Annotated in this window: 18 protein-coding genes and 1 pseudogene; 10 read left to right on the top strand and 9 right to left on the bottom strand. The window is 41.2% G+C overall.

Going from position 1 to position 21,874, the window contains the following annotated elements; translation table 11 throughout:
• Positions 1-129 precede the first annotated feature (129 nt).
• Positions 130-702, bottom strand: coding sequence for an elongation factor P-like protein EfpL (gene efpL / locus L1264_RS00160; protein ID WP_135923919.1), 573 nt, complete (start codon positions 700-702; stop codon positions 130-132).
• Positions 703-892: 190 nt separating this feature from the next.
• Between efpL and L1264_RS00165 the strand changes: the two genes are divergently transcribed.
• Positions 893-1,279: an MmcQ/YjbR family DNA-binding protein gene (locus L1264_RS00165; protein ID WP_135923918.1), complete on the top strand. Its 387-nt coding sequence runs from the start codon at positions 893-895 to the stop codon at positions 1,277-1,279.
• Positions 1,280-1,293: 14 nt separating this feature from the next.
• Here L1264_RS00165 and L1264_RS00170 read toward each other — a convergent pair whose 3' ends face one another.
• From L1264_RS00170 to fadI, 3 genes are all read right to left on the bottom strand, one after another.
• The gene (locus L1264_RS00170) at positions 1,294-1,824 is read right to left on the bottom strand and encodes a GNAT family N-acetyltransferase (RefSeq protein ID WP_135923917.1); all 531 of its coding nucleotides are present in this window, start codon (positions 1,822-1,824) and stop codon (positions 1,294-1,296) included.
• Positions 1,825-1,962: 138 nt separating this feature from the next.
• The gene (gene fadJ / locus L1264_RS00175; RefSeq protein WP_199527875.1) at positions 1,963-4,188 is read right to left on the bottom strand and encodes a fatty acid oxidation complex subunit alpha FadJ; all 2,226 of its coding nucleotides are present in this window, start codon (positions 4,186-4,188) and stop codon (positions 1,963-1,965) included.
• Positions 4,188-5,498: an acetyl-CoA C-acyltransferase FadI gene (gene fadI, locus L1264_RS00180; protein WP_063529462.1), complete on the bottom strand. Its 1,311-nt coding sequence runs from the start codon at positions 5,496-5,498 to the stop codon at positions 4,188-4,190. The genes fadJ and fadI overlap by 1 nt, the downstream gene beginning before the upstream one ends.
• 359 nt (positions 5,499-5,857) lie before the next feature.
• Between fadI and L1264_RS00185 the strand changes: the two genes are divergently transcribed.
• From L1264_RS00185 to L1264_RS00220, 8 genes and pseudogenes are all read left to right on the top strand, one after another.
• Positions 5,858-6,814, top strand: coding sequence for an AAA family ATPase (locus L1264_RS00185; protein WP_135923914.1), 957 nt, complete (start codon positions 5,858-5,860; stop codon positions 6,812-6,814).
• Positions 6,815-6,817: 3 nt separating this feature from the next.
• Complete coding sequence (locus L1264_RS00190; RefSeq protein WP_138557446.1) at positions 6,818-7,762, top strand: DUF58 domain-containing protein; 945 nt, start codon at positions 6,818-6,820, stop codon at positions 7,760-7,762.
• 2 nt (positions 7,763-7,764) lie between these two features.
• Positions 7,765-8,205 (top strand): DUF4381 domain-containing protein, encoded by a 441-nt coding sequence (locus L1264_RS00195; protein ID WP_138557445.1) that lies wholly within the window; start codon positions 7,765-7,767, stop codon positions 8,203-8,205.
• Positions 8,198-9,184, top strand: a complete 987-nt coding sequence (locus L1264_RS00200; RefSeq protein WP_135923911.1) for a vWA domain-containing protein — start codon at positions 8,198-8,200, stop codon at positions 9,182-9,184. Before L1264_RS00195 ends, L1264_RS00200 begins: the two co-directional genes overlap by 8 nt.
• 1 nt (position 9,185) lies before the next feature.
• A complete protein-coding gene (locus L1264_RS00205) occupies positions 9,186-11,063 on the top strand; it encodes a vWA domain-containing protein (RefSeq protein WP_199527876.1) in 1,878 nt (625 codons plus the stop codon).
• Entirely contained in the window at positions 11,057-12,706 is a 1,650-nt protein-coding gene (locus L1264_RS00210; RefSeq protein ID WP_199527877.1) for a BatD family protein, read from the top strand. Before L1264_RS00205 ends, L1264_RS00210 begins: the two co-directional genes overlap by 7 nt.
• A gap of 78 nt (positions 12,707-12,784) precedes the next feature.
• Positions 12,785-13,327 (top strand): annotated as a pseudogene (locus tag L1264_RS00215) (sigma-70 family RNA polymerase sigma factor); the annotation flags it as partial.
• Entirely contained in the window at positions 13,327-14,076 is a 750-nt protein-coding gene (locus L1264_RS00220; RefSeq protein WP_199527878.1) for a DUF3379 family protein, read from the top strand. The pseudogene L1264_RS00215 and the gene L1264_RS00220, both read left to right, overlap by 1 nt.
• Positions 14,077-14,150: 74 nt before the next feature.
• Here L1264_RS00220 and L1264_RS00225 read toward each other — a convergent pair whose 3' ends face one another.
• From L1264_RS00225 to L1264_RS00240, 4 genes are all read right to left on the bottom strand, one after another.
• Positions 14,151-15,341: an amino acid aminotransferase gene (locus L1264_RS00225; RefSeq protein ID WP_054553227.1), complete on the bottom strand. Its 1,191-nt coding sequence runs from the start codon at positions 15,339-15,341 to the stop codon at positions 14,151-14,153.
• Positions 15,342-15,414: 73 nt separating this feature from the next.
• A complete protein-coding gene (locus L1264_RS00230) occupies positions 15,415-16,074 on the bottom strand; it encodes a GAF domain-containing protein (RefSeq protein ID WP_199527879.1) in 660 nt (219 codons plus the stop codon).
• A 45-nt stretch (positions 16,075-16,119) separates the two neighbouring features.
• On the bottom strand, positions 16,120-17,790 hold the full coding sequence (locus L1264_RS00235; RefSeq protein ID WP_235403560.1) for an ATP-binding SpoIIE family protein phosphatase: 1,671 nt from the start codon (positions 17,788-17,790) through the stop codon (positions 16,120-16,122).
• The gene (locus tag L1264_RS00240) at positions 17,790-18,095 is read right to left on the bottom strand and encodes an STAS domain-containing protein (RefSeq protein ID WP_135923903.1); all 306 of its coding nucleotides are present in this window, start codon (positions 18,093-18,095) and stop codon (positions 17,790-17,792) included. Before L1264_RS00240 ends, L1264_RS00235 begins: the two co-directional genes overlap by 1 nt.
• 133 nt (positions 18,096-18,228) lie before the next feature.
• Here L1264_RS00240 and L1264_RS00245 point away from each other — a divergent pair, with 133 nt between their 5' ends.
• Positions 18,229-18,558 carry a stress response translation initiation inhibitor YciH gene (locus L1264_RS00245; RefSeq protein WP_135923902.1) on the top strand — a complete coding sequence of 110 codons (330 nt, stop codon included), beginning with the start codon at positions 18,229-18,231 and terminating at the stop codon, positions 18,556-18,558.
• A gap of 16 nt (positions 18,559-18,574) precedes the next feature.
• Here the strand turns inward: L1264_RS00245 and L1264_RS00250 are convergent, their stop codons facing one another.
• Positions 18,575-21,574 carry a bifunctional diguanylate cyclase/phosphodiesterase gene (locus L1264_RS00250; protein WP_199527881.1) on the bottom strand — a complete coding sequence of 1,000 codons (3,000 nt, stop codon included), beginning with the start codon at positions 21,572-21,574 and terminating at the stop codon, positions 18,575-18,577.
• Positions 21,575-21,874 lie beyond the last annotated feature (300 nt).

The following is a 21,874-nucleotide window of genomic DNA, read 5'->3' on the forward strand; positions in this document are numbered from 1 at the left end:
GGCTTTTCTGTCCCTTTTTCAATGCCTTTGTAGGAGCAAACTTTTATTCTGTCGCTTAATAAAACACTGAAATACTATTTTTTGACACAAAAAAACCGGCAAAAAGCCGGTTTCTATCAGTGAGTGCCATTATTTCTCAGCACGGCCCATAAATTTATGTTCAACCGTGTTGATACGAATTCGGTCGCCTGTAGAAATATGCTCAGGAACTTGAATCGTTAAACCCGTAGTTAAACGTGCAGGCTTTGAACGCGCACTAGCAGAAGCACCTTTAATTGAAGGGTCTGTTTCTTCAACAACAAGTTCAACGCTTGATGGTAAGTCTAGGCCAACCGGAGCACCATCAATTACAATTACGTGAAGACCCTGAGTTTCTTCATTCACGAATAAAATTTCTTCGCTAATCGCTTCTTTGTTTAAGTTATATGGCGTGTAATCTTCATTATCCATGAAAACATACTCTTCACCGTCAATGTAAGAGAACATTGCTTCACGGCGAGTTAAGTCAGCTAGCTTTAACATGTCGCTGTCTTTGAATGTTTCATCCACTTTACCGCCTGTTACCACATCGTATAAACGCATACGGTATAAGCTACCACCTGCACGACCTTGCGGTACAGAACGTTGAATATCTTTAACTACTAAAACACGGCCGTTATGCTCAATAGCGGCGCCTTTTTTAACTTCACTTGCCTTAGGCATGGGTGTATTCCTATCGTTTTTTGATGACAGGAATTTACCACGTAATAGCGTTTGTTCAATAAAAATTTATAGTTTTAAATCACATCTGTGATTTATCCTATTTTTCAGCAAATTATGGCAATAGTTGTCTCCAAACTACGAAAAAGCTGCTATGTTTATAACTACGAAAAATGACTTCAAGGATTGGATCATGAATCAACACGCAGTACACGAATATTTAATGAACAAGCCATTGGTGATGATCACACAACCATTTGGCCAAGATGTCGATGTTTATAAAGTTAATCATAAAATGTTTGCCACCCTCGCAGAGGGCAAAGAAGGTCAAACAGATGATGAAGGCAACCTTGTATGGTGGCTTAATCTAAAGTGCGACCCTGATGAGGCTCAAGCATTACGTGATATTTTCCCGTCTGTGATCCCGGGTTATCATATGAACAAACGTTTATGGAATACGGTTATTTTAGATGGCACCGTACCACAAGGAGAAATTGAACGAATGATCGATAATTCGTTTAATTTAGTGGTTGCGAATATGCCAGAAAAAGACAGAAAAGCGATTGAGCTTCATCTGTAAAAGTTTTGCACTGATCACACTCTGTGATCAGTGCAGCTTAAATGATAATGATGATCGGCATACAAAATACCACCAATCGCATAGGCATCAGGTTGCTTTTCAATCAGCTGAAAGCCACACTTCTCAAGTACTTTTTCTGAACCGATATTTCCTTCGGTAACAACCGCTTTAAATTCACGTACAGCATGTTCTGATGCGGCATAATCGAGCACCGCTTGCAAAGACTCAGTGGCATAGCCTCGACCATGAAAGTTAGGCAACAGCAAATAACCAACTTCTTGTATCTCAGGGACAGTTGATGAGGTAAACCCAGTCACGCCAACTTCTTTTCCTGTGCTGGTTTCAACAATCACTAAACACAGTGGTGTATTCGAATTTGGCAGCCAAGGCTTTAAACGTTCATTAAACTTAGCGCGTAGCTGCGCTTCTGACGGCTTATCAAAGCATTTCGCTATTACTTGGGCATCATTATGCAAAGTATAAAACAATGGCCAGTCATCGGCATTTAACAGCCGTAATGTTAATCGCTCAGTGGTGAGAGTCATGATGATTAATCAATTAGTAAATAAACCTAGTTATAACAAACCGACATGGCAAGTTAAATACCACTTATGGCCAATATCGAAGCAAAAAGCCCCGCTCAATGTGAGCAGGGCTTTTAAATTAGCTAATTAATTAAAATACTAGCTTTTAGTTGTTTCGGTATCAGCTTCTTCTGACGCTTGCTCGTCTTCGACCACTTCTTTGGTTACTTCAACCGGATCGACAGGCGCAGCTTCTTCAACTGCCGGCTCTTCGCTTTCTGCTTGGTAAAAACGACCACCCTTTTCAGCCATTGCTTTTAACGTATCACAAGGTGTGAAAATTGGGTTGTAGTTAGCAAAAGTCGCCATTTCTGAGCTCACTTGTGCGGCACCCAGTTTATCCATATAGCTAAATGGACCGCCTAAGAATGGTGGGAAACCGATACCAAAAATAGCACCAATATCACCGTCACGCGGGCTTGCAATAATGCCATCATCTAAACAGCGCACTGCTTCGTTCAGCATTTGCGCAACACAACGTTTAGCAATTTCGCTCTTGTTTAAACGAGGTGATGGCGTAACACCCAGTAGCTCGTATACTGACTCATCCACTTTTTTATCTTTCTTGTCGTAAAGATAAAAACCACGGCCAGTCTTACGACCTAAACGCTTAGAGTCAATTAAGCGATTAAAGGCATCCGGGGCTTTAAAGCGCTCGCCCAATTCTTTTTCAAGGATTGGCGCAATTTTAGAACCGATATCAATCCCTACTTCATCAAGTAACGCTAAAGGCCCTACCGGGAAGCCAAACTCAACAAGTGCTTGGTCAATCTTTTCAATTGGCTCACCTGCAAGCAGTAAATTAGCCGCTTCATTTACATAAGGCGCTAAGATACGGTTTACATAGAAACCTGCCATGTCTTTAACCACAATTGGAGTTTTACCTTGCTTACGGGCAAAGTTAACCACGCGTGCGATAGTTTCTTCAGACGTACCAGCGTGTGGAATAATCTCAACAAGTGGCATTTTCTCAACAGGTGAGAAGTAATGCAGACCAATTACATTTTCTGGGCGTGCTGCATCAGCAGCAATTTGTGCAATTGGTAATGATGAGGTATTACTTGCAAAAATCGTGTTGTCTTGGCATTCACGTTCTACATCAGCCACCATACCTTGCTTTAAAGCAAGATCTTCGAACACTGCTTCAATAACGATATCAATGTGTTTAAAGCCGCTGTAATCGGTGGTACCGGTAATGCGATTCATGGTTTGTTGTAGATCAGCTTTAGATAAAATACGACGCTTTTGCTTTTTATCTAAAATTTTATAGCTGTAGTTCATTGCATTGCTAATGCCCTTTTCAGCCACATCTTTAATGCGCACTGGAACACCGGCTTTTACGGCACTAACATGGGCAATACCCGCGCCCATTAGGCCGCCGCCTAATACTGCTGCTTTAGCGATTGCTGGTGCGTCATCATTGCGCCACTCTTTTTTCATTTCAGTGGTTGCAAAGAAAATACCGCGCAATGCTTTTGACTCATCGCTCATAACTAGCGTGGCAAAACCTTCAGCTTCAGTTTTGTATGCTTTTAACTGATCAAGCTCAACACTTGCACGAACCGCTTTAATAATCGCTAAAGGAGCTGGGTAGTGACCGCCTGTTTTCTTCAGCACATTTTCTTGTGCTTTTTTGAAAATAATATTACGACCAAATGGGTTTGACTCAAGTAATTGGCTTAATCGGTCTAGCTTAGGTTTAGTAACCTTAGCCTTACCTTTGAGTGCAAACTCTTTAGCAACATCTAGTAATACACTGTGCGGGACACAATCATTTACTAAGCCTGCTTTCTTCGCTTGCTTTGCACGCACTTGTTTACCTGTAAGCATCCACTCAAGTGCTTTTTGCAAACCAACTAATTTAGGTAAACGTTGAGTACCGCCACCCCCTGGTAATAAGCCTAACTGTACTTCAGGTAAACCAAGCTTAGTGATATCGCTGTCTGAACACACGCGATAATCACAAGCTAAAGCAAACTCTAAACCACCACCTAATGCTGCACCGTGTATAGCACTAACCGTTGGGAAAGGCAGCTTTTTCATATCGAAAAATGCTTGCTGGCACATTTCGCTTAACGCTAATGCATCTTCACGGCTATTGGCGCTATCAAGCATTTTAATATCAGCACCAGCGATAAAGTTATCGCTTTTACCACTGATAAATACCATGCCTTTTACCGCTTTTTCTTGTGCGTCTTTAAGTAAGGTTTTTAAATCTTCTGCAAAACTACTTCGCAGGGTGTTCATTTTTTCACCCGGCACATCAATAGTTACAACGGCTACGCCGTCATCAGCCACTGATAAACTAAATACTGAATCTGTCATTACGCACTCTCCAATACAAAGGCTGCGCCTAAGCCACCCGCTGCACACGCAGTCGTAAGCGCTAAGCCGCCACCGCGACGATTAAGTTCATGTAAGCTTTGCGTGATCAGGCGCGCGCCTGTTGCCGCAAATGGGTGGCCGTATGCAAGAGAGCCACCTAATACATTGAACTTGTCCATGTTAATTTCGCCGATCGCTTTACTACGACCTAGCTTTTCTTGTGCAAATTTATCTGACGCAAACATCTTCATGTTGGCAAGTGTTTGCGCTGCAAATGCTTCGTGCATTTCGATTAAATCTAAATCAGCTAATGTGATACCAGCTCTATCTAAGGCAATTGGCGTTGAGTGCGCCGGACCCATTAGCATGTCTTCATGTACACCAATTGCAGAGAAAGCAAAACTGCGTACATAACCTAAAATGTTGTAACCCAATGCTTTAGCTTTGCTCTCACTCATCATTAATACCGCTGCTGCACCATCTGTTAATGGTGTAGCGTTAGCTGCGGTAACTGAGCCGTGTTGACGGTCAAATACTGGCTTTAATTTGGCGTAGCCTTCAACTGTTGAGTTATGACGGATGTTATTGTCTTGCTCAATAAAGCTCTTATAAGGTGCAACATGGGCAGTCATCACTTCGTCTTTCAGTTTACCATCAGCCCACGCTTGGCTTGCAAGAGTGTGAGAACGGTGTGCTAAAGCATCTTGATCTTCGCGGCTAATGTTATGCGTTTTCGCCATTTGCTCAGCTGTTTGACCCATAGATAAGCCAGTAGAGTACTCAGCGACCGCTGGCGGTACAGGCAGTAAGTCTTTAAGACGCAGTTTTGAGAAAATCTTTAATCGCTGACCAAGAGTGCGTGCTTTGTTTAAATCAACAAGGCTACCCGCTAATTTTTTGCTAACACCAATAGGTAATACAGATGATGAGTCAGCACCGCCCGCGATACCAACTTGCACTGAGCCTGCCATAATTGACTCAGCCACGTTAGCAATCGCTTGGAAACTTGTCGCACACGCACGCGATACAGAATAAGCATCAACAGATACAGGCATACCCGTACCTAATACGATTTCACGGGCAATATTTGGCGCTTCTGGCATTTGTACTACTTGACCAAATACCAGTTGGTCGATTTCAGATTTATCGAAATTTAGTCGCTCAAGCATTTCGTTGACAACTAACTTACCCATATCAAGGGCTGGTACATGGTGGAATGCTGTGGCTTGCTTTGCAAACGGCGTTCTTAGGCCGCTAACGATTGCGATACGATCGCCTTTTGCTGTTTTAAGTATATTTTGCTCAGACATTTATGCTCTCCCGCTGACAGGTCTGACCTGTTTGTTTTTCCTGATTCTAAAACAACCCGTGTACGAATGCCAATAGTAAGTTTTCAACCATAGGCTTTTTTCGACCGATTTACAAAAAAACACTGTATTTATATGGTAGGCTAAAATTTTTACAGGTTAGGATAAAATTCCTTAAAAAATAACGAACTATTTGAGGATTTTCTGTCTAACACTTGTGTTATAACTTTTGAATCCTTATAACTTGTTGATAGCGCCCCCTTCACGGTAGCGTAAACACGATTGATAAGCACTGAACGTTTCACGTTTGTGCGGTATAAAAAACAATTTTTGACTCACGCTTTTAGGACAGTCTTTTTATTATGGCAGTTAACGCATTTTCACAATTAAAAACATACTTAGACACGCAAATTATCGGCCAACCCCAATTAACTCAAGCACTGTTAATCGCAATTTTGGCTGATGGCCACTTATTAGTTGAGGGCCCTCCGGGTCTTGCAAAAACCCGTGCTGTAAATGCATTAGCAAAAGGCGTTGAAGGCAGTTTCCAACGAGTTCAATTTACCCCTGACTTACTACCTGCGGATGTCACCGGTACCGATATTTATCGTCAGCAAACCAGTGAGTTCGTATTTGAAAAAGGCCCGTTATTTCATAACCTAATTTTGGCTGACGAAATTAACCGTGCTCCAGCTAAAGTACAATCAGCACTTCTTGAAGCAATGGCTGAACGCCAAGTAACTGTTGGTAAAAACACCTATCCACTGTCTGACCTATTTATGGTTATGGCAACGCAGAATCCGCTCGAGCAAGAAGGCACTTACCCACTGCCAGAGGCCCAGCTTGACCGCTTTTTATTACATTTAAGCATTGATTACCCGGGTGCTGAACACGAATTAGATATCCTACGCTTAACTCGAGGTGAAGCTATCTCTGATAAGCAAGCAACGACGCAACAAATTAGCCAAAGTGAGCTTTTTGCTGCCCGTAAAGCCATATTAGGTTTGTATTTAGCTGAACCGCTTGAGAAATACCTAGTACAATTAATTGTTGCCACTCGTGAAGCGTCTGAACTTGATGAGCAACTTGGCCGCTGGATTGAATATGGTGCAAGCCCACGTGCAACGATTGCCCTTGATAAGTGTGCGCGTGCTCATGCTTGGCTTGAAGGTCGTGATTTTGTAGCCCCTGATGATATCCAAGCTGTGCTTCACAATGTGTTGCGTCATCGTATTATATTGAGCTACGAAGCGCAGGCCGATGGCATTAGTAAAGATGATGTGATCAGCCGTATTTTAGAATTGGTGGCAGTACCATAAGCTATGTCGAGCCAATTTGATACAGCGGCGTGGTTAGCGGCAAGCCATAGCCAAGGCGTAAATTTATCACTCAAAGAGTTGATGTATTACAAAGCCAAAGCTCGCTTGCTAGAACTTGCGCCCAAAGTAAAAATCAAAAACAGTTTAGCTGGGCAATACCTTGCGCCTCATAAAGGTCGCGGTATGGAGTTTGCCGAGGTACGGCATTACCAAGCCGGTGATGACATACGCTCTATCGACTGGCGTGTTACCGCACGTACTGGCGAAACCCACACTAAGCTGTTTCAAGAAGAAAAAGAACGCCCTGTTTTCGTATTTACTGACTTTTCAAACTCAATGCTGTTCGGCTCAAAGTTATTATTAAAGTCAGTGCAAGCAGCGCACATTAGTGCATTGGTTGCATGGTCAGCATGTCAACGCGGTGATCGGATTGGTGGTCTGGTGTTTAATCAGCATAGCCATCACGAATTAAAGCCTACATCGCGCGAAAAAGCAGTGCTAAAGCTTTGTCACAATTTATGTGATATTCACAGCCAAGCACTGACTAATATAGATCAAACAACCACCAGCTTATTTAGCGAAAACCTTAAACGCCTTAATCATTTAGCAAAACCAGGAAGCTTGGTTTATATCGTCTCTGATTTCAGTGCCCTTGATGAAGCAAGCTTCAAACAGCTTGAGATGCTAAGCAGACACTGTGAGTTAATTGGCTGCCATATTAGCGACCCATTCGAGCATCAGTTACCGGCTTTTAAGCAAACTGTGACCGTGTCGGCTAATGGTCAAGAGCTTGCTTTACCGTTAATGGATAAGCAATTTCGCGAGCGTTTTGCTAAGTCTGCTGAAGAGTCGTTTTCTAATAGATTAAAACGCTTACAAAAATCTGGGCTTAGTTTAATTTCATTCAGTGCAGCCACCCCACTTGAGCTGCAATTAGTGAGAAAGTAACAATGCAAAAAAATCCGCTAGATGGCTTACATGATGTCATTGCACCAACCGAGGTTGCATGGTGGCCACTTGCTCCAATTTGGTGGCTTATCATCGCCTTAGTTGGTTCGTTATTAATTGTCGGCTTAGTGCTTTTATATAAAAACCAGCAGTTTAAAAAAGCCAAAAAACAAGCCATTAAATTAAGTAAAACAGTGGCTGATGATGACGCACAACAGCTACACATTATTTTAAAACGTTTAACTCGTCATTATTACAACAACCAGCTTGCCTCTCAGCCTTTAGCAAAATGGTCAGAAAGCTTGTCTAAGCTTAGTGGCGACAACTTTAGTTACGATGAACTAATGCCACTTTATCAACAGCAAACGAATAATGCCGAGCTTGGGGCTAAATTACGCAGCGCCATCCACAACTTTAAACTCAAGGAGCCAATCAATGTTTGAGTTTAGTTGGCCATGGTGTTTTGTACTTTTACCACTTCCTTGGTTATTAAGCCGCTTTATGCCGCTAAAGCAGCAAGGGCAGTTACGTTTACGTATCCCAGGCTTTGCTAAGCTTGGCTTGAATAATCAAACAGTGCAGCAACATAGCCGTAAAGTTTCATTACTCGAATGGGCAGTATGGGGTTCACTGGTTGTTGCAATTGCAAACCCAACTTGGCTTGATGAGCCTATCACACTGCCTAATGAAGGCCGCGACATTATGCTTGCAGTGGATTTATCTGGCTCAATGACCGAGCAAGATATGGCCTATCAGAATCAATATGTCGATAGGCTAACCATGGTAAAAGCTGTATTAAGTGACTTTATTGAGCAGCGTCAGGGTGACCGCCTTGGTCTTATTTTATTTGGCGATACGGCATTTTTACAAACACCACTTACACGTGATGTTAAAACCGTGAGCCAAATGCTAAGCGAAGCACAAATTGGCCTAGTTGGCCGAGCAACAGCCATCGGTGATGCATTAGGTTTATCGGTAAAACGCTTTGCCAACAAAGATGAAAGTAATCGTATCGTAGTGCTATTAACTGATGGACAAAACACCGCTGGTAACCTTGATCCAGAAGATGCGCTACTGTTAGCCCGCGAAGAAGGTATCAAAGTATATACCATTGGCGTTGGCTCAGATAACCCACGTGGTTTTAGCCTATTTAATATGGGTGGCATGAATGGTGGTAACCTTGATGAAAGCTTATTAAAGCGTATTGCAGAGCAAACCGGCGGCTTATACTTTAGAGCAAAAGATGTGGCTGGTTTACAACAAATTTATCAAGAGCTTGATAAGCTTGAGCCTATTAGTAGCGATGAGCAAACGTTCCGCCCGCAAATTTCTTTGTTTTATATTCCACTGCTTATAGCGCTTGGCTTAATAAGCTTAGCAATGCTAGTCAGTTTTATCCGCCAATTTAAGCAGGAGAGCTAGTATGGATTTTGAATTTATTCGCCCTGCCCTACTTTGGTTATTAATCCCAGCATTGATTATTTTTAGTGTGTTGTTAGTGCGCAATAAAAAAAGCGCCCCAGCTGATTTAATAGCCCCCCATTTGGCACAGTTTGTAATGAGCGACAACCACAAAAAACAAAGCCAACCACTTTGGTTAGTTGCGCTGTTTACCTTATTAGCTATTGTATTTTCTGCTGGCCCAAGCTTTGAGAAAAAACAAGTGCCAGTGTTTCAAGCAAAAAACGCTCGAGTCATTGTGATGGATATGTCGTACTCTATGTTCAGTACCGACATTGCGCCAAGCCGGTTAGTTCAAGCTCGCTTTAAAGCACTTGATATGATTGAGCTTTTCAAAGAAGGTGATACGGCATTGGTTGCTTATGCAGGCTCTGCATTTACCATTTCGCCGCTAACCAATGACGCCAGCACGTTGGCTAATCTTATCCCAAGCCTAAGCCCTGATATCATGCCAAGCAAAGGCTCAAATGTGATTGATGGTTTAGAAAAAGCAAATGAGCTACTTAAACAAGCGGGTTACCTTGAAGGCGATATTATTTTAGTAACGGATGGTGTTGACCAACTTGACCAAGAAGATATTGCTCGCTTTACAAGTGAATCGGATTATCGCTTAAATATTTATGGTGTAGGCACTGAGCAAGGTGCACCAATCAAGCTTCCTGAAGGCGGTTTTTTGAAAGACATGCAAGGACAAATTGTTATTCCAAAATTAAATGTGAGTCGCTTAAATGCACTTGCACGTAATAGTGGTGGCAAATTTGCACTCTATCAAACCAGTAATCAAGATATTAAAACATTCGCACCTAGTGCCAATGCTGAAGTGCTTAAAGATGAAAAACAAAGCCAAGCTTTATGGCGTGTTGATGCGGGTATTTATGGCCTTATTATTTTACTACCGTTAGCACTTTTTATGATTCGCCGAAGCAGCCTAGTGCTTGGGGTTTTGTTTGTTATGCTACTGCCTCAGCAACAGGTTTACGCCGCTGAGTTACCAGAGGTGTTTAAAAACCAAGACCAACGCGCCCTTGATGCCTATCAGCAGAATCAATTTGAACAAGCCGCACAAGCAGAAAACGCGCAACTAAAAGGCGCAGCCCTTTATCAGCAAGGTAATTACCAAGCGGCCATGGACGCCTTTAGCGAAGATAAGTCAGCTACTGGTTTGTATAACTATGGTAATGCTCTTGCCAAGGCTGGTGAGCTAGAGCAAGCCATAGAGGCTTATAAACAAGCCCAGCAACTTAAAAATGATTTTACTGAAGCAAAAGAAAACCAAGCCCTCGTTGAACAGTTATTGCAGCAGCAAGAGCAACAACAGCAGCAACAAGATCAACAGCAAAACAATGATCAACAAAACAGCGATGGCCAGCAAGATAACCAGCAAAAGCAACAGGGCGAGAATTCCCAGCAAGGCGAAAACTCTGAGCAAAGTGAGCAGCAAGAGGGGCAACAGCCCTCTGAGCAAGGTGAACAATCAGATCAAAAAGGTGAGCAAAGCGAGTCTGAAAGTGGCCAGCAAAACAAACCTGAAATGGAATCACAAGCACAACAGTCACCACAATCAGGTGAACAAAAGCCAGAGCAGTCCCCAGAGCAACAAGATGCAAAGCCAGAGCCATCGCAAAGCGATGAACAAGCTAAACAGCAAGCAGAGCAACAAGCTATGCAGGCACAAGCAGCTGAACTGACTAATGAAGAGAAAGAAAAAGCACAACAGCTTAATCAGTTACTTCGTAAAGTCCCTGATGATCCTGCGATCTTATTAAGAAATAAAATGCAATTAGAAGCACAAAAACGAAACTATCAACGTCGTCCACGAGGAGCCGAAAAATCATGGTAATGCGATTATTATGTTGTTTATTGCTAATCGCGGCAGCGCCGCTTTGGGCTGCCACCCAACTACAGGCAAGTGTTGATAAAAACCCAGTCCTTGCAGGTGAGTTTTTCATATTAACTATTACCGCTGACGACACCATCAACAGCGAGCAACCTGATACCTCTGTACTATTAAAAGACTTTGTTGTTGGACCAACGAGCGTTAGTACCCGCACCAACATTATTAATGGTGAAATCAGTAAGCAAACGAGTTGGTCTGTAAAATTAATGACTCGCAAAGAAGGGACTTACACAATCCCAGCATTTACCGTTGCTGGTGCAACTTCGCAGCCAATTGAGTTAACGGTTAGCAAACGGAGTCAAAACTCTGAACAAAGCCAAGATGCATTTATCAAAACCAGTATTAAACCGCAAAGTTTGTATGTGCAAGAAGCCGGTGTTTATACAGTTAAGCTATACATAGACAACAATAAAGAGCTACTTGATGGCAACCTTACGACACCAGAAATGGAAAATGCCGAATTAACCGCCATCAATAAACAATCAGAAAGCTATGAGCTGATTGATGGAAAGCGTTATTTGGTGATCACTCGCGAATACCTAGTGCAACCACAAAAAAGCGGCATTAATACCATTACAGCCCCTGTCTTTAATGGCCGTATCCGTCAAAACTATCGCCAAATGGCAATTTCAGCTATGGGTGAAAATGTTGATGTAGACATAAAACCAATTCCTGATAACTACACAGGTGCTTGGCTGCCAAGTGAATTAGTCAACCTTGATGAGCAATGGCAACCAAAAGATGACACGGTAGAGGTAGGTACGCCAATTACACGTACAATCAAACTCACCGCGCTTGGTGTCACCAAAGAACAGCTGCCTGATATCGAGATGCCACAAGTACAAGGTTTTAGAAGTTACCCTGATCAAAAAGAGAATAACCACTTAGTGCGTGATGGTCGCGTTATTTCTCAGCAAACAGCGTCTTATGCGTTATTACCTCAAACACCAGGAACATACACTTTACCTGAAATAAAATTGCCTTGGTTTAATACTAAAATAAACCGTATCAGTTATGCCACGCTTCCTGCACGCACAATTACGGTGATACCAAGTACTAACCCATTAACCCCGCCACCAGCGACGCTTACACAGCCCCAAACTGACAACTCTGCCGCTGTGACAGATATACCACCGGCTGTGCAAACTGTCACTCAAGTCAGCACACCAGCTTGGCTCGTAATTGTTGCAGCTGTAGGCTATGGCCTGTGGTTAGTCACTTTGGTTCTGTATATTAAAAAACGCCCAACAGTACGTGAAGTCGCACCACAATCAGTAGCTGCTTCTTCAACATCACTTGATGAGCTTAAGAAGGTCGCTAAACAACGCAACAATGCTCTCTTCTACAGCACGTTAATGGCCTACGCTAAACAGCAAACCGGTCACACAACACGACCAATTGAGCACCTGCAAGCAACACTTAACAATCAAGCCCTCAATGAGGAAATTGCTAAATTACGCGCTAAACTCTATAGTTCAGCAGACGAGCATCCTGATTTAGCAAAGATTGTGGCTTTGCTTAGCCAAGCCACTAAGCACGTTAAGTCGACAAACCAAGAAGATGTATTAAAGAATCTATACGATTAATATTAATACGTTGAATTTAAACGGCTAATCTACAATTAGCCGTTTTTTATATAAAAATAATATAAATTCAGAAAGTTTTTTTCTGGTGGGCGGGTCTTATTTACTATGACAGAAAAACAAAAGCGATATGAAGCACTGGTTCATATCTACCACAGTGAGCTTTTTCGCTTTGCATATTGGTTATGTCGTGATCAGAGTATTGCAGAAGACTTAGTGCAGGAAACCTTCCTGAGGGCTTGGCGTGCCTTGGATTCACTGCAAGATCAGCAAGCAGCCAAACCTTGGTTACTCACTATATTACGACGAGAAAATGCTCGGCGATTCGAACGCAAACAATTTGATTACGCCGATGTTGAAAATGACACACTTGTAGATGAAAAAAGCACGACGCTTGATGCTGAAATGGAACAAACAGTGATTCAACGACAAATTGGAAAGTTATCAGAAGAGTATCGCGAGCCACTGCTGTTACAAGTAGTAATGGGGTGTTCGGGTGATGAAATTGCCGAGATACTCGATTTAAATAAAAACACGGTAATGACACGTCTTTTCCGTGCCAGAAACCAGCTTAAAGAGGCTTTAAGCAGTGATGATGATCAACTTAGAGGAGCATCAAATTAATGGATGAACTCGAGTTTCGCCGCCGCATCCTCGCCGAGCCAAGCACGACTGATAAGGAGCTTGACGCGTTTGCCGAGCAGGACGAAGATAAACAGGCGTTTATCGATGATGTACGTGCCTTAGATGATGAGCTAAGCAAGGCACTCAACGTACCCGTGCCTGAAAATCTAGCAAAGCGAATTATTGATAATACTTATGCAGCAGAAGAACAGCTCTCTGAGCAGCCGTTAGACACTATTATTGAGGCTAAGTCGCGCTTCGCCTTTAATCGCCTTTATTTAGCTGCTGCAGCGTCGTTTTTAGTGGCAATTAGTGTGTTCTTCGTCACTAACAAACAGCATACGTTATACAGTGTTGGTGAGCATGCTTTTACTCATTTGTATCATGAAATTGACTCGCTCAATAAACATGAGCCAATTGATCTTGAATATGTGAACGAAAAGTTTGCCACAATTGGCGGACATTTAGATGAGCTACCCGGTAAAGTTACTTATTTAATGTTTTGTAATTTTCAGGGGAAAAAAGGCCTGCACTTGGTATTTGAATCTGACTTTGGCCCAATGACTGTCTTTATCGTCCCTGCTGACGAACAGCCTTTTGGTACTGGCTCAGAAGATTTCAGTGATGAACGTTTTGCTGGGCATATAAACCGCGGAAAACAAGCTGACACGATACTAATAGCCAGCCTTGATGCACCGCTTGATAGCTATAATGCAATGCTAAATGATGCGATACGCTGGTTACATTAGCCCTGTCCGCAAATAAAGTTTAGATACAAAAAAACCGCAGTGTGACTGCGGTTTTTTTATCGCTATAGAGCCGATTATTTACAAACGTCTGCTACTGCATTAGCAAAGTAATCAATGTTTGCATCACTGATACCAGCAACGTTTACACGGCTAGAACCAACAATGTAGATTGAGTACTCTTTTTGTAAGCGTTCGATTTGCTCTTTATTAATACCTAGGAATGAGAACATACCATTTTGACGGTCAATAAATGAGAAATCTTGTTCAATCCCTTTCGCTGCTAAGCTTTCTTTGATTAAAGTACGTAAACCATTAATACGGTTACGCATTTCATCAAGCTCATCGTGCCACATTTGCGTAAGCTCAGTGCTGCCTAAAATCGTGCTAACAATATCAGCACCGTGTGCAGGCGGCATTGAATAAATACTACGTACAACGCTTAATAATACAGAGTTAGAGATATCAGCAGTTGCAGCATCTTTTGCAATAATTGAACACGCACCGATACGCTCGCGATATAGACCGAAGTTTTTCGAACATGAAGAACAGATGATTAGCTCATCTACCGCTGCAGCTAGTTTACGAAGACCAGCAGCGTCTTCTTCAAGGCTTGAACCAAAACCTTGGTAAGCAATATCAACAAGTGGCGTGAAACCAACTTCAACAGCAAGATCAGCAACTGTGCTCCATTGCTCAGCATTTAAATCCATACCGCTTGGGTTGTGACAACATGCGTGGAATAACACAACATCACCTTTAGGCACTTGCTTTAGGGTGTTTATCATGTCATCAAATAATAGGTCTTTATTTTCGTAATCGTAGTAAGGGTACTCTTTTACTGTTAAGCCTGCCGCTTCAAATAAGCTGATGTGGTTTGCCCACGTTGGCGTAGTAACCCATACCGTTGCATCTTTATTGCAACGCTTGATGAATTCAGCTGCAACACGAAGTGCACCTGTACCACCTGGTGCTTGTGCAGTGCGAACACGGTTTGCTAATAACGCAGGATGCTCACCCAGTAATAAGTTTTCCATTTTTTGGCAGTAATCTAAGTTACCCGCCAAGCCAATGTACGATTTACTGGTTTCGTTTTCTAAACGAAACGCTTCCGCTTTTTTAACCGCTTTTAATACAGGCGTATTGCCTTGCTCATCCTTATAAACACCTACACCCAAATCGATTTTCTTCGGGTTTGTATCTTGTTTAAAGGCCGCCATTAGGCCAAGAATAGGATCTGTTGGTAATGGTTTTAATTCTGAGAACATTGACTATCTCTTTTTATAGGGGTTAGCGTTGCCACTAGCTTAACATAAAAACCCAGCCTAATTACTAGTTAAATTAGACCAAGAGTTGAGGAATTTTAATACAACACGCCACAAGTAATGCAAGGGTTTGTTGATCAAAGAAATCAGTATTAAATGCTTCTGCATCTATAATACCTAAGCATTCGTTTTTGTCTGAAAGTAATGGTAAACAGGTCTCTGCTTTCACTTTAGGATCGCAAGTATAGTACTCACCACCTTGAGCAAGGTAATCAGCAACGTTATTGATCACACGCCCTTGCTTAGATAGTGCAACCTGTACATTATTGCTACCCTTAGCGAATGCTTCTGTTAGAGGAAATAACGGACGACTTGGCGCGCCATGGTAAACCAGCTTCAATAACTGTGAGCCTTCGTCTGTATTTGTTGCTTGATAAATACCAAACCAATCTACTTGCGTCTGGGCTACGACAAAATCGATGATTTGTTGAAGCTTAGCCAGCTTTTCAGTGTTTACAGCATTGTCTGCAACATAGTCGTTTAATTTGAATGGTTCATCTTGCAAATAACCAAATAAGCTACACGCACCACCCTCGCCTAGCTCAGGGATTTGATACTGCCAGCGCACTGAAGGTAATGCTGACTCTGCAAGATATTGCTCAAGGTTTGATAATTGCTCCGCAACAAGGTTTTCAGGTAAATCTAGTTGGGCAACAGATAAGTAAGTAGAAATCATTTAGCCATCCAAACATCTATAATGCCGAAATGATAACATGCGATTTTAGTGTGAGCTAGCTTTGCTTGCAGTTAATTTATAATTAATTTCGACTTGGTTGCCAGCGCTATTAAATGAGACTTTAGAAGCTATCTCAGAAAGTAAACATAGACCTCGACCATGTTCTCTAACTAGGTTTTGCTGACTCTGCCCTGTTTTTGAAAATCCATTCCCTGAGTCACAAATCGTAAAGTCTAATTCTAATGTTTCGGGACTATATTGAATATCTATAATGATTAATGCTTCGCTTAACGAAGCCAGAGCTTCTTCTCGCTGTTGATAATAGATTAAAAAACCGTCTTCTTGGTTTTTTATCTCTGAGTCAAGCCCAAGAACACCATGATCAAGTGCATTATTATAAGCCTCAGATAACATCAAAAATATATTAGCCCGATGATCATTTAAGCCACCAATTTTGCTAAGCAGTTCGATCACTTCTAAAACGGGGTCGGTACTTTTAATTTGCTTTGCGTTTAAACTCATTGAGATATGAAAAGGTAAAGGCGAAAATTGCTCATATGTCTGTTCTGGTGAAGGAACCGGCAAACAATTTAACAACACTAAGCTCAAGTCATCTTGTTGTTGATTGCCACGCGCAAAACGATTAACACGCTCTATTATTTGTTCTTTACTTATATACGATTTTGACGCTAATACTTTTTTAAATCGTTGTTCACCAAAGTACTCATCATTGAGGTTAGTCGTTTCAATAATGCCATCTGTCGCCATCACGATTCGCGATGATGGCTCAACTTCGATGTGAATTAAACCACGTTCAAACTCTTCAGGCTCAAGAATACCCAGCGCCATATGCTGTGATTCTAGCGTTCGGGTTATGTTGCCTTTTTCATTAATAACATAAATGTCAGGTAAACCACCTAACCATGCTGAAACACTTCTTCCAGACTTACTCAACTCTAAAATAGTCGCAGCACAAAACATATGGCCTGGCAGTAAATTGCCCAGTACAGTATTAATCTCAGCCGCAATATCACTGACCGACATACCTTTACTTACCATGGTATAAAACACGCGTGAAGCGGGTAATGCACCAACCGCTGCAGCTAAGCCGTGACCTGTAAAGTCTCCTAACATGCAATATAAACTGCCAATAGGGCTTTGTGCCACAAGAAACATATCACCATTAAACATGGCGGCAGGAGATAAATGGTAGTCTAAATGAGCAGGAAATGCTTGCTGGTTTTCTAATGCGTTATTAAAGATATGCTCAACAATCTCATGCTCTCTTTCAACTTGATTTTGATGGTACTCAAGTTGCAAATTCTGATCATGGGCTTTTTGGCTTAAGTTTCTAATTCGGCTGTGTGCTTTTATCTTGGCGTTTAGAATCACTTCTTGAAATGGTTTTTGTAAGAAGTCATCTCCCCCAACAGCTAAACAACGCTCAAAACTTGCCTCATCTTCTAATGAGGTAATAAAAATAATTGGCAGGTAAACTTGGCTGAAGCGCTTTTTGATTATCGATGCAGTTTCAAAGCCATCCATAACTGGCATGATGACATCAAGTAACACGATGTCGATTTTATTCTCTTCTAATAGCTTTAATGCATTCAAGCCATTATCGGCAGTAAAAACACGATAACCTTGTTGCTCTAACATCACTGTTAATAGACGGCGATTTAACTCTAAATCATCAACAACCAGTATATTTAGCATCAATCAATATCAAACTTTTTGTCAAAACGAGAAATTTGCAGAATTTTCTTTAGCTGTGGCTGACAGTTACTGATTTGAATTGTGTCGACCTTACCAGAAAGGTTTTTTTTCATGTTAAGCAGCATACCTAGTGCAGAGCTATCCATATAGTCTGTTTCTCTTAGGTCAATAACAACTTTGTTAATATTATCGTTTAAGTCAGCATAAGCCTGACGAAAAGTTTGCACTAGATTAAAATCAAACTTTCCTTTGATCTGAACGGTTAAAATTTCGCCATCTGCAGATGTACTGCACGTTAAACTCATAATAAACTCCTAACAAACAATTCCTTCCTCAGAATTATCTAAATATAACTGCTTAAAAGAAATAAGCCAAAAATTAAAACACTTAGAATGAAATTTGTTATTATTTGGGCAAGCTTTCACAATGAGATCCACTATGAGCGACAATAATCTAGTTTATTCAACAGCGACTGGCCGTATTGAACAACCTAAAGAAACAAAGCCAACCCAAAGCAAAACGTTTAAAGATGGCTTTTTACGTATTGAGCGTCAAACAAAAGGCCGCAAAGGCAAAGGCGTCATGCTAGTTGTTGGTATTGACAGTGAGCAACATGACTTAAAAAAGCTGGCTAAAACCATTAAAAGTAAAATGGGTCAAGGTGGCGCCGTTAAAGAAGGCATCATTGAGGTGCAAGGTGACGACAGAGAAAAACTCAAAGCTATTCTCGAAGGGCTTAAATTTAAAGTAAAAATTGCAGGGGGCTAGTCAGCCCCCTCACTCATTATGACTTCATTGAGCTTAGGTGCTCATAAAGTGCTGGTAACTCATCTTCTGGGACTGGTTTACTGTAATAGAAGCCCTGCACAATATAACAATTGTTATTTTGCAAAAATTCTATTTGTTCAATCGTTTCAACCCCTTCAGCAACCACGTTTAGTTTAAGCTTTTGCGCCATCGCGATAATTGCAGCCGTGATTTCCATGTCGTTGCTATCCTCAGGAATATCTTTAACAAACGAGCGGTCAACTTTCAAAATATCAACCGGGAAACGCTTCAAATAACTTAATGATGAATAGCCTGTACCAAAGTCGTCAATCGAAATCGACACGCCCAATGCTTTCAGTTGATGTAGTTGCAAGATAGCAGCTTCTACATGCCCCATCAGCATACTTTCTGTGAGCTCTAAGTGCAGTCGCTTTGGCTCCACACCGGTTTGCTTAATAATGTTATCAAGCGTCGATACTAGGTTGGCATCTTTAAACTGTCGAGCAGATAAGTTAATCGAGATATTATTTTTTAAATTCTGATCTGCTAACCGAGCTGCAAACTCACAGGCTTCTTTTAAAATCCAGGCTCCTAACTCAACAATTAATCCAGTTGCTTCTGCAATAGGAATAAATTTTGTCGGTGGGATCATTCCCTCTTCCGGATGGAACCAACGTATCAGCGCTTCGTACCCAACAACTTGGTTGTTACGACAATCAACTTGAGGTTGGTAGTACACTCTGAATTGGCCTTCACGAATACCTGTACGTAACTCATTTTCAATGAATAATCGTTCATTCGCAGCAGCATTTAATTCTTGGCTATAGAAGTGATAGGTGTTTCGTCCCTTTGCTTTCGCTTCATACATTGCAAGATCAGCATGTTTGAGTAATTGGTCTTCTTCTTGGCTATCAAATGGTGCCATTGTAATACCAATACTGGCACTAATGATCACTTCATTGTTACCTAACTTAATTGGCTCATTAAGCGTACGTTGAATGGTATTAGCAACTTCTGTCGCATGAGTTTGATGCTCAATACCACTAAGTAAAACCGCAAACTCATCACCACCTAAACGGGCAATGGTATCTTCTGTGCGTAAACGTTTTTTCAAGCGATTGGCTACTTCAACCAGTAATTGGTCACCTGCATCATGGCCTAACGTATCATTGATACGCTTGAATTCATCTAAATCAAAATAGAACAAAGCAAAGGCATAATGACCACGCTCTGCTAAGGCCATTGACTTACGCAATTGCATTCTAAAGAAAGTACGATTTGCAAGCCCCGTTAAGGTATCAAAATAAGCAAGTTGCTCCATCTTACGTTGGCTTTCTTTTACAAAAGAAATATCTTGAGCTGATGCCACGTAACTGGTTATCTCACCACTGTCTTCACGAATTGGCGAAATACTTAAAGAAACCCAAACAGATTGACGATCATTTGCTTGTAATAAGGTATCACCGCGCCAATAATTTCGGCTTCGCAGGTCAATATCAATATCATCAACTAATATTGCCATCTCTTGTGAAATAATGCTCAGTAAAGGAGAGCCTATAAAGTGACGTTCTTCAAAGCCTGTCATCTCAACCATTTTTGGGTTGACGTATTTTACTTCAAACTCTTCATCTGTAATGACCACCCCTGTTCCTGAGAATGCAACAGCCTTAGATAATCGATTTGCCGCTTTTTCTGCAATTTCCTTTTCACTGATACGCTGATTTAAACCATCTATCAATTTACGGATCTCAACGGCCATATCTCTGAAAGAACCATTCAAGGTACCGATTTCATCTTTATTTTCTTTGGGAAACTCTGTTTGCAATTGCCCTTTACCAAAGCTCACCACAGCATTAACCAAAGAGTGAATACGGCGTAACACTAATTGATAAAGTGCTTGATGAAGTAACAGTGCAACTAAAATAGCGTACAAAATAAATAAGCCAAAAAATTTAACTTTCAGCTCTTCTAACGCAGATAATGCCGATGAACGCTTTTTATAAATACCAATATACCAGTCAAGCTGTTCAACTTTGCGGATATTGATAATGTGAGTTTCACCATCTTGTACAAATGAATTTGCCGACTCAGGCAACCTAAGACGAATGGTTTCAGAGACGAGCTTTTGCAAGTCAGCATTCACAAAATCTTGAGTCGCTAATTTTTTCCCCTCACGCCCGTATTTTTCTAATGTTTTCTTATCTAAATCAGGGTGCGCCAATAATTGACCATTCGCATCAAAAACAAATAGGTTTTGTTCGCGATCGCCAATCGGTAATTGAGAAAGCAGTGTTTCAAGTGCAATATCACTTCCTGTTACACCAAAAAACTCATTTCCACGATAGATAGGAACGAGCACACTCACAACCCATTTGTGCCATATATTATCGTAATAAACATTTGACCAAACAGCTTCACGACTTGGGTTGGTAGCTTCTTTAGCGTAGTTAAAGGTTTTACCAGTCGTAAAATTAAAATCGCCCGGAACATTTAGCGCCCAGTTAGGCGGCGCAATACGAATAAAATTGTCTTTTGTGATCAGATAGAAATTGAAAAAGTCTTGGATTAAGGTAGGTGAAACAATTTTCCATAATGACTCGGAATCATTAATTAATTGTTTGTAAAACGGTGAGTAATTTTCTTGTGGTATAAATGCAGCTGATAACCCATCAGCAGAAGTGCTACGAATACTGCCGTCTACAGCAAATTTAATTTCTGAGTTAAAATTACTTTGCAAATGAGAGTCGCTTTGTAGCAACTGACTACTAACAACGGAATTAGCCTGTTCCGCAATATTAATTTTAGTGTTGATTAAATGATTAAACTGCTTTGTTAAGCGTTCACTTGAGTGCTTTAAGAGATCATGCTCTTCAAACACGAGTTGCTTCTCTTCGGATTTGAGCATTAAAGCCGCTGCACAAATACCCGCAATTAAACAAATCGCAGAGATCAGCAGCGACAATTTCATACTTAATGAATTCACACCAAACCGTGATGGCGGTCGTCGATACACCACAGGACTACCTTATTAATAATTGTTATTATTTATTATGCAAAAACAAATATACCAGATTCATTTTTATATTTATAAATTTTTTATGAAGATTAATGAATTTTCCTAATCAGTGTACTCATTTATAAATTACTGCGATATGCAGTTGACTTTGTGTACAAGTGTTTTTACATTAAAGCAATGAATAAAATTATCTCTCGCACACGTTTTTCGTTTTTTAGCTTCTTTAGATAGAGGAGGCTTAACTGTTTGCGAGATAAATTCACCGAATAGCTAAAGCCTCCCTCTTGGGAGGCTTTTTTG

Origin of the sequence: Pseudoalteromonas sp. APAL1 (assembly GCF_021532475.1) — a bacterium.
GTDB classification, from domain to species: domain Bacteria; phylum Pseudomonadota; class Gammaproteobacteria; order Enterobacterales; family Alteromonadaceae; genus Pseudoalteromonas; species Pseudoalteromonas lipolytica_C.